Source organism: Enterococcus sp. 5H (assembly GCF_028128615.1).
GTDB lineage: Bacteria > Bacillota > Bacilli > Lactobacillales > Enterococcaceae > Enterococcus_L.
Genome location: NZ_AMDP01000002.1, coordinates 291401 through 304124, shown reverse-complemented (window position 1 = coordinate 304124; position 12724 = coordinate 291401). Strand labels below are relative to the sequence as shown.

Here is a 12724-nt window from a genome sequence, read left to right as displayed (position 1 = left end):
AGTATACATGATTATCTAATAGATTTCAATAACATTCTACTGTTTTTTCTCAACTTTTCTTAGCATTGAAAATACACGCTATGCTTCAACGCTGTAATTCAAAGTGGAACATGATAATTCCTGCTGCAATTGCGACATTTAAAGATTCAGCATCTCCACTAATCGGAATATAAATATTTTGGTCTGTCAGCTCTAAAAGTTCTTTACCTACGCCTTGACCTTCATTTCCCAAAATCAATGCATACTCTTTTACATCTGTGACGTCCGAATAAGCTATTGCTTCTGGGTTCAATTCCGTTCCATAAACAGGTATGTGGGCTTGTTTAAATTTCGGAATAATATCGCTTAAAATTTGACGAATAATTGGTAAATGATAATTACTCCCCTGCATCGCACGCAAAACTTTAGTATTGTAAATATCTGCGCAGCCTTCTCCTAAAATAATCCCTGACAGTCCAGCTGCATCAGCCGTTCGAATCATCGTTCCAACATTGCCAGGATCTTGCACATTATCTAAAAGTAACCATCTTCCGGAAAAATCTATATTTTTTTCATTGTTTGGCATCTGAACAATCGCTAATATTCCTTGAGGAGTTGGTAATTCTGAAAGAGATTCTAAAACGTCATCTGAAACAAAAATCAACTGTTCTTCCGGCTGAGCAGCCAACCATGCACCCCATTCTATTTTACCTCGCTGATTATATAGAATCCATTCAACCTGGACTTGAGCTTTAATAGCCTCTTCTAACAGATGAAAACCTTCTATTATATATTGCTGACGCTCATCTCGATATTTCTTTTTATGTAGTTTTTTGAATTTCTTAATCGCAGCATTTTTTGTTGACAAAATTTCTTTCATTTGCTCACCTCGTAATTGTCATTATAACATGTTTTTTTCAATCAAACAGCCATTACTTTACTTGCTATATATTAAGAAAATCGCTATCATTAATTAAAAAGCGAGGTGTCGTCAAAATGAGAAAAGTACGTATGAATGTCCAAGGCAGAGTACAAGGTGTTGGCTTTCGCTATATGACTAAAATGGTTGCTGATGAATTAGGTGTCGCTGGAACTGTTCGAAATGAAGATGATGGTTCTGTATCTATTGAAGCTTTTGGCGAAGATGACTTAATTAATATCTTTATCAAAAAAGTTAAGGAATCACCTAGTCCTGCAGGTCGAGTTACATATGTAGATCTTCAAGAAGACCCTATGATGGAGGAATATACACAATTTAAAGTTACGAATTAATAACAAAAGAAGAATCCCACTCCTACTTGAGTCTGATTCTTCTATTTTTTATTGAAAAAAAACGCTTTTTCAAGTATAGTTAATCTTGTGTAAATTTTTTAGAAAAGGACAGAATACAATGCGAAAATTAAATAAGTGGCTTTTAACTTCCGGTTTATTCACTCTAGTACTTTTTTTATCTGGTTGTGTAAAGACTGGTTCAGACGGACAGCCTACCGGTGAAGGAATTATCTACAACTTTTTAGTTAAACCCATGAGTAGTGCTATTACGTACCTTGTTGATAATTTCAACTGGAACTACGGCTGGGCAATTATCTTTATTACGATTATTGTGAGAATCATTATTATGCCTTTAGGCTTGAATCAGTCTAAAAAAAGTATGATTCAAACTGAAAAAATGCAAGCCATCAAGCCTCAAGTTGATGCTGCCCAAGCAAAATTAAAAGAAGCAACAACTCGTGAAGAGCAAATGCAAGCGCAACAAGAACTACAACAAGTTTATAAAGAAAACAATATGAGTATGATGGGCGGTATTGGCTGTCTGCCATTACTTATCCAAATGCCGATTTTCTCTGCATTATTCTTTGCGGCACGTTATACACAAGGAATTAGTGATGCTACTTTCTTTGGCGTGAATCTAGGTGAACCGAGTCTGATATTTGTTGCTTTAGCTGGTGTAGCCTATCTAATCCAAGGTTATCTTTCTACAATAGGAATTCCTGAAGAACAAAAGAAAACCATGAAATCAATGTTAATTGTTTCTCCATTGATGATTGTATTCATGTCGTTTAGCTCTCCAGCTGGTGTAACACTCTACTGGGTGGTTGGTGGTATCTTCACCTGTATCCAAACTTTCATTACAAACATTTTACTTAAACCAAGAATTAGAGCGCAAGTTGCGGAAGAATTAAAGAAAAATCCGCCTAAACAAGTGATTACTCCTCGTAAGGATGTAACGCCAGCAGAAGCAAAAGAACCACAAAAGACTTCTAAACCAAGAAATACATCCAACACAGGTAGAAATGCAGGAAAACAAAATCGAAAATAAATGTAATAAAAAAAGAGATTAACATCAATGAGCCGCCCCCAAAAAGTTAGACCTGGAAATCTAACTTTTTGGGGGCGGCTCACAATACTAAATGATGTTGATCTCTTTTTTTATACTGGAAATCTTATTATTTTTTATCCGCTGAAATACCATATACAAAAAGATCAACAACTTTAGCTATAGTTAAAGGACTATTATATTTTTCAGTTTTTATATAAGGTGATAATGTATTAAGGAAATGTGTTGTGGCAACTTCAGCCGATAAATCCGTACGAATCAAAAGATCACTTTTCTGAAAAATTGCTAATAAAGGCTTTTTATAGGAGTCGTTCCAGAGAGAAAACAACTGCTGTTGAGTACTTTGCGTTAGTTTCGTTTGAAAGTCTCGCATCATTAACTCTAAGTCAAATGGATGTTTTAGTTTTAGACATTCTGCAAAATTTTGCAATTTATGAATTGTATCTAGTGATGAATCTTCAACAATTTTAACTAATTCTACGTTTACATCACTTAATAAGTTTTCAATTACACCGATATAGACTTCTTCTTTATTTTTAAAATGGTGGTATAAATTAGGCTGAGTTACTTCTGCTAATTGCGCAATCTGCCTAGTTGAGGTACTTTGATAACCATTTGCCATAAATAATTCAGTTGCAACTTCTATAATTTTAGCTCTTGTATTTTTTGTCTTACTTTCCATTGATCGGCCACCTATCATTGATTTCCACACTATTTTAACAGAATTCAACTAAGAAAAATACATTATTTATTGTTTTTCTTTTTAACCTCTAATGCCAAAACATACAAACAAACACAAACAATTACAATTAAAGAAACAAACACAGTATTAATAATTATTGGATATTTATGGTTCCAACCTCCTTGTGCTTGATGTTCCAGTAAAATACCCAAGTATGCCCATAACGTTGCTATGCCATACGCAATATCATGATTTTTAATTATCGTTACACTAATAATTACTACTCCGATGATTAAAATTATAACCGTCCAAATAGGTTGATTATCTTGTAAAAATGCGATATCCTTATCTACAAAAAAAGCTGTAATGTTAGCAATTGTTGCTATTGTTATCCAACCAAAATATATACTAAATGGCAATCTAACTAAGATATAATCTTTTTTAGTCAACGTCGCGTTGGCTAATAGCTGATTAACATAAATTAATGAAATTAATAAAAATAGCATCACTATCACTGAAAGGTTTATATGGAAATACTGCCATAAAACCAGCCAGACACTATTTAAAATTGAAGATAGTATAAAAATAATTCTTAACATGTTACTACTTGATGTATCTGCTAAAATAGACTGCTTGTCTGGTGTTTGCCACTGATAAATTACGAATCCAGCTAACAGCAAATAAATAACCGACCAAATTGAAAAAGTCACGCCAGCCGGAGCAAACAAATTGCCATACGTATTAGAAACTTCTTGCGTACTCACGCCATTCAAAGGAAGCAAAACTGCAGCAGCATTGGTCCCAATCATGACGAAATAAAATAGTGTTACCATCCACTTTCTAGATTTTGTTAGATTCATCTTGATCCCTCCTACTTTTTTAGATGAATAATTTTATAGTTAAATCGCAAACAAAAAAACTTATCATTCGATAAGTTAATCCTAACATGAAATTTCTTTTGATGAAAAAATTTTGATTTATGAATTTATAAAAAAAAAGACCTTACGATCTTTCTTTTTTTTAATATTATTTTACAATCAACAAATCTAGACTAGCTAATGATAAAGCCATTTTTGCAATTCGATTTAATTCATTTAGACGATTGGCTCTTACAGCTTTGTCATCTACCATAACCATTGTTTCATCAAAATAACGTTCAATTAATGGTCGCAAATCAACTAATGCTTGATAATTTTCACTCATAGTTCGATTTTCAAACTCAGCTTCAAGTTGGTTCACTGCTTGATGAAGGGCTTTTTCAGCATCATTTTCAAACAACGAGTCATCTACTTGGCTTTCTTGAATAAGTAATTCTCTGCTTTTTTTAGAAAGATTAATTACACGAGTCAAAGCTTCAATAGAAGGTTTAAATTCATCATCCGATAAATGTTGCTTCAAAATTTTAGCAGATGAAAATAGCTTAGATAAATCTTTTTGCTCTGAAGAAATAACTGCATCGATAACGTCATGACGTACTTCTTCTGTCAATAATAACTGGCGTAAACGAGCCTTAACAAAGTCAATAACCTCTTCTTGGCCATTCATTAATTGAATGCCAAATGTTTCGCTATCTGCGTTAACAGCTCTATCAATATCTTTTTTCAATTCAACTAGTGGGAATTGCCAGCCTTTACTTTCAACAATCCTTATTACACCGTATGTTTGTCTACGTAACGCGTAAGGATCATTTGAACCGCTTGGAACCATACCAGCAGCAAAGAATGAAAATACGCTATCTAATTTATCTGCTATCGCTAAAACTGCGCCCATATCAGAAAGCGGCAATTCGCCTTCACTAGATGTCGGCATATAATGTTCGCGAATCGCCTGTGCAACTTCAGGTTTTTCTCCTTGAAGCAACGCATATTTTTCTCCCATAATCCCTTGTAACTCAGGAAATTCTCCAACCATATTGGTTACTAAATCAAACTTATAAATTTCAGAAGCTCGTTTTAAATCAGTTAGTTCAGCATCTGTTAATCCTATTTCTCTACCAATAATTTTACTAATAACCCCAACACGTAGCATTTTTTCATAAATAGTACCAATTTTTTCATGAAATGTTACTTGTTTCAACTTATTGACACAAGCATCAATTGTTAGTTTTTTATCTTCGTTATAAAAAAATTCTGCATCCTCTAAACGAGCAACCAACACTTTTTCATTGCCTTTTACCACATTTTCAAGATGAACATTGTCACCATTTCTAACTGAAATAAAGTGAGGCAACAATAAACCTTGGTCATTTCTCACATCAAAATAACGTTGATGTTCTTTCATAGAAGTAACTAACACCTCATCTGGTACTGAAAGGTATTTTTCATCAAACCCACCGACAAAAACCGTTGGATATTCAACCAAATTATTGACTTCTTCCAATAAATCAGCATCTAAATCAAGAGACCAATGATTTTTCTTTGCTAATTGATTCGCTTGATCCACGATCATTTGTTGTCTTTCTTTCGGATCAACAATAACAAACTGTTCTTTCATTTTAGCTTCATAATCATCTGAATGCTTAAATGTAACTGCATCACCTAAGAATCGATGTCCTCTAGATGTGTTACCTGTTTGTACATCAAGAATAGAAAATGGAATCACTTCATCTGCTAACAGAGCCACTACCCAATGAATGGGGCGGATATATTCAAAATTATAATTTGACCAATGCATTGTCACTGGAAATGTTAAGCTAGTGATCACTTCTTTCAATCCAATTAGAACATCAATAGTCTTTTGTCCATGATTATGTTTGGTCACATAGGCATATTCTACGCCGTTAAGTTCTTTAAATACAATCGCTTCCGTCGTTAAACCTTGTCCTCGAACAAAACCTTCTGCTGCTTTACTCCAGTTTCCTTCAGCATCTTGGGCAATCTTTTTAGCAGGCCCTTTTACTTCTTCTTGAGTATCTGCTTGTTGTTCCGGAAGTTGTGTCACCCGTATAGCAAGACGACGTGGAGTTGAAAAACTTTGAACTGTTTCATATGTTAAGCTATTTTCATCTAAAAACTTAATAACTTTTTCTTCTAATTGCACACGACTAGGACTGACAGTGTGCGCTGGCATTTCTTCCAAACCAATTTCAAGTAACAGATCTTTCGCCATGTTATTTTTCCTCCTTAGTTGTCTCATTTGCTTTATTCAAAAGTGGAAACCCTAATTTTTCACGTTCTGCTACAAAAATTTTCGCAACAGCACGTGCCATGTTTCGAATACGAGCTAAATAACCGGCCCGCTCTGTTACAGAAACTGCACCACGAGCATCAAGTAAATTGAATGTATGGCTGCATTTTAAAATATAATCATAAGCTGGATGAACCAAACTCTCATCAATACAGCGTTTCGCTTCTTTTTCAAACTTGTCAAAGTTTTCTAATAACATTTCTTGATTACTGATTTCAAATGAGTATTTTGAATGTTCATATTCAGGCTGATTGAAAATTTCACCGTATTTTACGCCTTCAGTCCATTCTAAATCATAAACACTTTCAACTTCTTGGATATAAGATGCTAAACGTTCGATCCCATAAGTAATTTCTGAAGTTACTGGTTGACAGGCCAAACCGCCTACTTGTTGAAAATAAGTAAATTGAGTGATTTCCATCCCGTCAAGCCACACTTCCCAACCAAGACCAGCACACCCCATTGAAGGATTCTCCCAATTATCCTCAACAAAACGAATATCATGCGCTAAAGGGTCGATCCCTAATAATTCTAAGCTTTCTAAATATAATTCTTGGATATTTTCAGGAGAAGGTTTCATCACCACTTGAAATTGATGATGTTGATAAAGACGATTAGGATTTTCTCCGTAGCGTCCGTCAGCTGGACGACGTGAAGGTTCTACATATGCAGCATTCCAAGGTTCGGGTCCAATCGCACGTAAAAACGTATACGGGCTCATTGTACCTGCACCCTTTTCAGTATCATATGCTTGCATAAGCATACAACCGTTTGATGACCAAAATTTCTGTAACGTTAAAATCATTTCTTGTACCGTAAGTTTCTTTTTCATTATAATCCTCCTTATTTTTAAAGTGCTGTAACAACTGGATAAAATTCTACGACTTCACCAGATAAAACAGTAACTTCAACTTCCATGCTTGGTGTCAATAGTGTACTGATTTTATAGATTTTCTCACTGGGATTTGTTTGAAATTCTTCAACTATCGTTCCATTATTATCCTTTACCTGTACGATAAGTTTGACCAGAGATAAAATTTTAAGTTTATTTTCTGAAAAATCCGTTGGCAAAAAAGTAGCGTTAAATTCCACGTTAGACCACTTCCTTTCCTATAGAGTTAAGTTTAAAGCGTAGCTTCCATTATTAACTCATTTTGTTCTTTGTGATTCGTAAAACAGTAATGATCGACACTTGTTTATGCAAGTCTTGCATTGTTCATCATCAAATCTCTTCGTTCTTTGTGATTCGTAAAACAGTAATGATCAACTCTTACTTACGCAAGCCTTGTATTGTTCATTATCAAATCTCTTTGTTCTTTGTGATTCGTAAAACAGTAATGATCAACTCTTTCTTATGCAAGTCTTGTATTGTTCATCATCAAATCTCTTCGTTCTTTGTGATTCACAATAAAAAGTCCCTATGCCTCATAGAGACATAGGGACGAATAATCGCGGTTCCACCCTACTTCCGACATCAACTGTCGGCAGCTTCGTTTAGCCATACTCAAAAGCGCCTTTCAAAAGTTGCTAGTATCCGGCTCACACTTTCCCAGACTCGCTACAACAGCAATGCTTCCTACTCTTCTTCATCAACATATGTATTTAATTACTCTTTATAATAAGGGTTGAAAGAACAGATGTCAAATTATTTTTGCGAATTAGAATCTTTCTCATCATCTATTTTAGTTTCTCGTTTTGGAAGTTTTAATGTATTTTCCCAACTTTGCATTTGATCAATGAATTTTTTGCTTTTTAAATGAATACCAACATATTCCTCGTATAATTCATCAATAGTAAGGCGAATGGCTGTTTTCGTTTCTGGTTTTACACTGATGTCCTGTACTTTGTCATAAGATATTGCTGAAAATAAACGAATAAAATGAATAGCGACTGGATCAGCATGGTAGCGATGATTATCAAGGTGCCAGTGTCTTTCACAAAGAACCCCACTATATTTTGACGAATAATCAAACTTACCGTGAGATTCGCCGCAAACTGCACAGTGACTCCATAACGGGGTAATTCCAAAACGATTGAGCAGTTGGATTTCAAAAATATTCGTAATGATTTCTGGATCTTTATTTTCATTCAATAGCGTTAATGCCTGTTTCACAAAATGATATAGATTAGGATCATAAGTTCGATCTTCAATGGCAGCATCTACTAAGTTTAAAATATATGTTGCGTATGCATTTACAAAAATATCTGCTTGAATCACTCTAAACGGATAAACTTCCTTACTACCATTTAAAAAAGAAAGTCCGTCTTCTTTAAAATCTCCTATGAAAACCGCTTCTGTAAATGGCAAAATAGCAGGAGCAATCGGATTATTCTTACGGTGGGCACCTTTTACAAAAAACATCAGTTTTCCAAATGATTCAGTAAAAATTTTGACTAGTTTATCTTTTTCTTTATAGTCTTTCGTGAACAAAATAATTCCTTTTGTTTCACCAACTGTCATATTAATGCCCCCTATTTATTCTCATTTTTATGACTATGTGCATTTTAGAGCCCGAAACAAAAACTAAAAATTAGTTTGTCCCGGACTCCATCATTTTTTTAATAATCGTCTTTACGGTATCCAAAATCTTGTAAATGAACTTTTTTATCTCGCCAGTCTTTCTGTACTTTAACCCAAAGTTCTAAATAAACTTTGTCATCTAGCAAGTGTTCAATATCTTGTCTCGCTTTTGTTCCAATCTGTTTCAGCATTTTACCGCCTTTTCCAATAATAATCCCTTTCTGGCTATCTCGTTCAACAATGATAGTCGCTTGAATATGCACCTTATCATTCTCGTCACGTTTCATCGAATCGACAACTACTGCAACTGAATGCGGGATTTCGTCACGAGTAAGCAATAAGACTTTTTCACGAACCAACTCAGACACAATAAAATATTCAGGATGGTCAGTTATTTGATCGTCTGGAAAATATTGCGGTCCTTCCGGCATTTGGTCGACCAAAATATCCATTAGCCGCTCAACATTATTTCCTTCAGTAGCTGAAATCGGCACAACTTCAGCAAAGGTCATTTGATTTGCATAATCTTCAATAATTCCTAACAATTCATCAGGATGAACGGTATCTATTTTATTTATAACCAAATAAACAGGACTATTCATCGATTTAAGCCGCTCGATGATAAAGTCATCACCTTTTCCTCTTTTTTGGTCAGCACTGACCATAAATAGTGTGGCATCAACTTCACGTAATGCACTGTACGCCGTTTCAACCATGAAATCACCCAAACGATGTTTTGGCTTATGAATCCCTGGAGTATCAATAAAAACAATCTGCGCTTCCGGCACAGTATAGATACCTTGAATCTTATTTCGTGTTGTTTGAGCTTTATCGCTCATTATTGCAATTTTTTGTCCGACAATTCGATTTAGCAAAGTAGATTTCCCAACATTTGGTCGTCCCACAATAGCTACAAAACCGGATTTATGCGCTTCTTCAGTCATAGTTTTTCTCCTCTATAATAAATCTATTAGTATTTGCCAGATTTTTGGCCCGAATAACAGTACTCCCACAATCACAGCAAAGCCTGTTGTTAAAAGTACCGCTCCTGCAGCCATATCTTTGATTTTTTTACCGATGGGATGGAAATGAAAGTCTGTAAACATATCAACGACGTTCTCAAAGACAGTATTCACCATTTCCATCACTAAAACGAGAAAAATCACTAACAACAGCCACAGCCATTCTGATAAAGATAAACGGAAAACAAATCCTGCTACTATAGCAGCAATTCCCGCTAAAACATGTGTCCGCATGTTTCGTTCTTCTTTAAAAGCCGTTTTAATCCCTTGTAAAGCAAATTCCAATGAAGCTATGAAATGTTTATTCTTTCCTGTTTGCTTATCTTTTGAGTCCATAGGCATCTAAAATCTCTTTCTGTAAACCAAACATTTCCTTCTCATCCTCAGTTTCTATATGATCATACCCATTTAAATGTAAAAAACCATGTACTGCTAAAAATCCAAGTTCACGTTCAAAAGAATGACCATATTCTAAAGCTTGCTCTTCTGTTCGCTCAATCGAAATCATGATGTCACCTAAATTTCTAGGAAATACTTCTTCTTCATCTTCAAAAATAATCGGTAATTCATCTTCGCCTTCTTCTTCCAAAGCAAAACTAATCACATCTGTAGGTACATCTTTACCGCGATAATCTCTGTTAATTACTTGGATACCAGCATTGTCCATAAATGTTACTGACATTTCCGTATCCTCAGAAATTTTCAGAAAATCCGCTGCGAATTGTAATAGTTCTTCTACTTCTTTTAAGTTTGCCTCTGATATTTTAGTTGTTTCATCAATGAACGTAATATCCACTAGTCATCTCTCTTTTCTTGTTCGTCTTTCATTTTTTCCGCTTCTGATTTCATTTTTGGATATTTAATTCTTGAATGGAAAGTACTACATAATCCATTTACGAGTGATTTTTCAACAATACGAATTTCTTTCATAGTCAAGCCGCATTCATCTAATTGTCCATCAGAAATTCGATCTTGAACCACATTATGAACAAAATCTTTAATTTTTTCATTCGTTGGATGATCCATAGCTCTGACTGCTGCTTCACAAGTATCTGCAATACTGACAATTCCAGCTTCTCGTGTTTGCGGTTTTGGTCCAGGATAACGAAAATCAGCTTCGGAAATCTCAGGATTTCGTTCCTTCGCTTTTATATAGAAAAATTTCATTAATGTCGTACCATGATGTTGACGACAAATATCAATAACCATTTCCGGCATATGATAGTCTTCTAAAATAACAGCACCATCAATTACATGTCCAAAGATAATCTGTTTACTATCTTCCGGCAATAAAAAGTTATGCGGATTCTCTGCACCTGCTGGTAAATTTTCTACGAAGAAATTGGCATGTTTAATTTTACCTATATCATGATAATAACAAGCAACTCTAGTTAACAGAGAACGTCCGCCGATTTCAGCTACTGCATTTGCACTAAGACTTGCAACCATCATACTATGATGATAGGTCCCCGGTGCTTCTTCAAGTAATTTTTTCAATAACGGATGATTTGGATTACTTAATTCATTTAAGACAATCACACTATCATCTGTAACCAGCAATTCAATGTACGGATGTAAACCCATCGTAGCTAAAAAAGATAAAACTGTTCCTGCTAATGAACAAATCATCATCGTCCATGATTTACTATCCAATAGGCTCATGCCTTGATAAATCATTAAGATAAAGTCCATACAGACTGGAAAAATAATTACCCAAAAAACTGCAATCATTCCTTGCTCGCTAATTCGCGTTCGTTTAACCACGGTAGCAAACAAGCCAGAAATCGTATAGCTAATCAAGATAATCGTTAACGAATTTGTCCCAATTGAATGATAAAACACAAACAACGAAAAGATAACTTGAAAAACAGCAGCCAATACACCCGCTCGACGGCTTACAAAGTAATTTAACACCAGCGGAGTAAAAGCTGCTGGGAAAAACAGTGAAATATAAGTCATTTGCTCTGTTTGGAAAATTTGGAAAAACTTCATCAAGATTACACTTAATGACATTGCCATAACATAAAATAAAATGAAATAACGGCGTTTTCCTTCTTCTGTCACTTGTTTTGTAAAAAAGAGCAGAACCAATATTTGAAATACAATCGCCAATCCTAAAGCTACCATTGGAAAAATGGATGTATTTTGATTAGTCATCCCTAAAAGTTCTAATTTTTCCATTGCTTTTGAATCGATTTGAGTTCCCTCACGAACAATAATTTCGCCTTGATAAATCATTGCTGGCGCAACAGCATCCATTGCGTTTTGACGTAATTCCTTGGTTTTCTTATCATTGGCAAAATCATTTGGCACGATACCTTCATTTACCAGATAACGAATCATTTGTTGCATTGTGCTAGTCACATCGAGGAATTGGATTTTCTCAATCGCGGTTTGTCGAATATTATCTAAATCCGCTTCACGAACATGATCTTTCATTTTATCATCAATTATCTTTAGTGCTTCAGTTTTCACACTCTGTAATTGATCGGTGTCTAAAGAAAAAATATTTTGATAAAAAACATTAGGCAGCTTTTGGTAAAATGTAACCTCATCTTGATCCAGAGATTCAAATTGTGATTTTAAACTAGCCACTCGTTCTTCAGCAGTCGGTTTTGGCACCGTTTCATCTTTTTTAGCTTTTGCTTGCTTATCTTGATATTCTTTATCAATCTTATCATTTGTAGTGCCAATTAATTTAAATAGCTTTTCAATGCGATTATGCTGTATCTCCGCAGTATCTTCCTGATAAATATATTCAGGTGTAATCGATTCAGCTGCTAATTTTTTCTTAGCCTCAGTTTCGTAGGTATTTTCTACATTTTTAGTGGCACGAATTGTTTTCTCTGCAAGTTGACCTTCTTTGATCTCAACTCTTTTTTGATAGACACTCCCAAACATTATAAAGAATAGGAATATGGAAAAAACAAGTAAAAGTATTGGGATAAACGCTTTTCCCAATTTGTCACGTAATTTTAGTAATGTAAACTTCAACG

General features: G+C 34.7%; 13 protein-coding genes. 2 read left to right on the top strand and 11 right to left on the bottom strand.

Going from position 1 to position 12724, the window contains the following annotated elements:
- Nucleotides 1-85: 85 nt before the first annotated feature.
- Nucleotides 86-859: a TrmH family RNA methyltransferase gene (locus C240_RS01640; protein ID WP_271490169.1), complete on the bottom strand. Its 774-nt coding sequence runs from the start codon at nt 857-859 to the stop codon at nt 86-88.
- Nucleotides 860-975: 116 nt separating this feature from the next.
- Between C240_RS01640 and C240_RS01635 the strand changes: the two genes are divergently transcribed.
- The gene (locus C240_RS01635) at nt 976-1251 is read left to right on the top strand and encodes an acylphosphatase (RefSeq protein WP_271490166.1); all 276 of its coding nucleotides are present in this window, start codon (nt 976-978) and stop codon (nt 1249-1251) included.
- A 118-nt stretch (nt 1252-1369) separates the two neighbouring features.
- Nucleotides 1370-2299: a membrane protein insertase YidC gene (gene yidC, locus C240_RS01630; RefSeq protein WP_271490163.1), complete on the top strand. Its 930-nt coding sequence runs from the start codon at nt 1370-1372 to the stop codon at nt 2297-2299.
- Nucleotides 2300-2426: 127 nt separating this feature from the next.
- Here yidC and C240_RS01625 read toward each other — a convergent pair whose 3' ends face one another.
- From C240_RS01625 to C240_RS01580, 10 genes are all read right to left on the bottom strand, one after another.
- Complete coding sequence (locus C240_RS01625) at nt 2427-2999, bottom strand: TetR/AcrR family transcriptional regulator (protein ID WP_271490159.1); 573 nt, start codon at nt 2997-2999, stop codon at nt 2427-2429.
- Nucleotides 3000-3061: 62 nt separating this feature from the next.
- Nucleotides 3062-3859: a tryptophan-rich sensory protein gene (locus C240_RS01620; protein WP_271490156.1), complete on the bottom strand. Its 798-nt coding sequence runs from the start codon at nt 3857-3859 to the stop codon at nt 3062-3064.
- A gap of 166 nt (nt 3860-4025) precedes the next feature.
- Complete coding sequence (gene glyS / locus C240_RS01615) at nt 4026-6107, bottom strand: glycine--tRNA ligase subunit beta (protein ID WP_271490153.1); 2082 nt, start codon at nt 6105-6107, stop codon at nt 4026-4028.
- Nucleotide 6108: 1 nt separating this feature from the next.
- Nucleotides 6109-7017: a glycine--tRNA ligase subunit alpha gene (gene glyQ, locus C240_RS01610; RefSeq protein WP_271490150.1), complete on the bottom strand. Its 909-nt coding sequence runs from the start codon at nt 7015-7017 to the stop codon at nt 6109-6111.
- Nucleotides 7018-7034: 17 nt separating this feature from the next.
- On the bottom strand, nt 7035-7277 hold the full coding sequence (locus tag C240_RS01605) for a hypothetical protein (RefSeq protein ID WP_271490147.1): 243 nt from the start codon (nt 7275-7277) through the stop codon (nt 7035-7037).
- Nucleotides 7278-7830: 553 nt separating this feature from the next.
- On the bottom strand, nt 7831-8646 hold the full coding sequence (gene recO, locus C240_RS01600; RefSeq protein ID WP_271490144.1) for a DNA repair protein RecO: 816 nt from the start codon (nt 8644-8646) through the stop codon (nt 7831-7833).
- A gap of 98 nt (nt 8647-8744) precedes the next feature.
- Nucleotides 8745-9650 carry a GTPase Era gene (era, locus tag C240_RS01595; protein WP_271490141.1) on the bottom strand — a complete coding sequence of 302 codons (906 nt, stop codon included), beginning with the start codon at nt 9648-9650 and terminating at the stop codon, nt 8745-8747.
- A gap of 12 nt (nt 9651-9662) precedes the next feature.
- The gene (locus C240_RS01590; RefSeq protein ID WP_271490726.1) at nt 9663-10064 is read right to left on the bottom strand and encodes a diacylglycerol kinase; all 402 of its coding nucleotides are present in this window, start codon (nt 10062-10064) and stop codon (nt 9663-9665) included.
- A complete protein-coding gene (gene ybeY, locus C240_RS01585) occupies nt 10048-10524 on the bottom strand; it encodes an rRNA maturation RNase YbeY (RefSeq protein WP_271490138.1) in 477 nt (158 codons plus the stop codon). The genes C240_RS01590 and ybeY overlap by 17 nt, the downstream gene beginning before the upstream one ends.
- On the bottom strand, nt 10524-12722 hold the full coding sequence (locus C240_RS01580) for an HD family phosphohydrolase (protein ID WP_271490135.1): 2199 nt from the start codon (nt 12720-12722) through the stop codon (nt 10524-10526). Before C240_RS01580 ends, ybeY begins: the two co-directional genes overlap by 1 nt.
- Nucleotides 12723-12724: the final 2 nt, after the last annotated feature.

Bases quoted from the DNA above. Each gene is read 5' to 3' on its own strand.
- C240_RS01640 (WP_271490169.1), bottom strand. From the start codon at position 859: ATGAAAGAAATTTTGTCAACAAAAAATGCTGCGATTAAGAAATTCAAA.
- C240_RS01635 (WP_271490166.1), top strand. From the start codon at position 976: ATGAGAAAAGTACGTATGAATGTCCAAGGCAGAGTACAAGGTGTTGGC.
- yidC (WP_271490163.1), top strand. From the start codon at position 1,370: ATGCGAAAATTAAATAAGTGGCTTTTAACTTCCGGTTTATTCACTCTA.
- C240_RS01625 (WP_271490159.1), bottom strand. From the start codon at position 2,999: ATGGAAAGTAAGACAAAAAATACAAGAGCTAAAATTATAGAAGTTGCA.
- C240_RS01620 (WP_271490156.1), bottom strand. From the start codon at position 3,859: ATGAATCTAACAAAATCTAGAAAGTGGATGGTAACACTATTTTATTTC.
- glyS (WP_271490153.1), bottom strand. From the start codon at position 6,107: ATGGCGAAAGATCTGTTACTTGAAATTGGTTTGGAAGAAATGCCAGCG.
- glyQ (WP_271490150.1), bottom strand. From the start codon at position 7,017: ATGAAAAAGAAACTTACGGTACAAGAAATGATTTTAACGTTACAGAAA.
- recO (WP_271490144.1), bottom strand. From the start codon at position 8,646: ATGACAGTTGGTGAAACAAAAGGAATTATTTTGTTCACGAAAGACTAT.
- era (WP_271490141.1), bottom strand. From the start codon at position 9,650: ATGACTGAAGAAGCGCATAAATCCGGTTTTGTAGCTATTGTGGGACGA.
- C240_RS01590 (WP_271490726.1), bottom strand. From the start codon at position 10,064: ATGGACTCAAAAGATAAGCAAACAGGAAAGAATAAACATTTCATAGCT.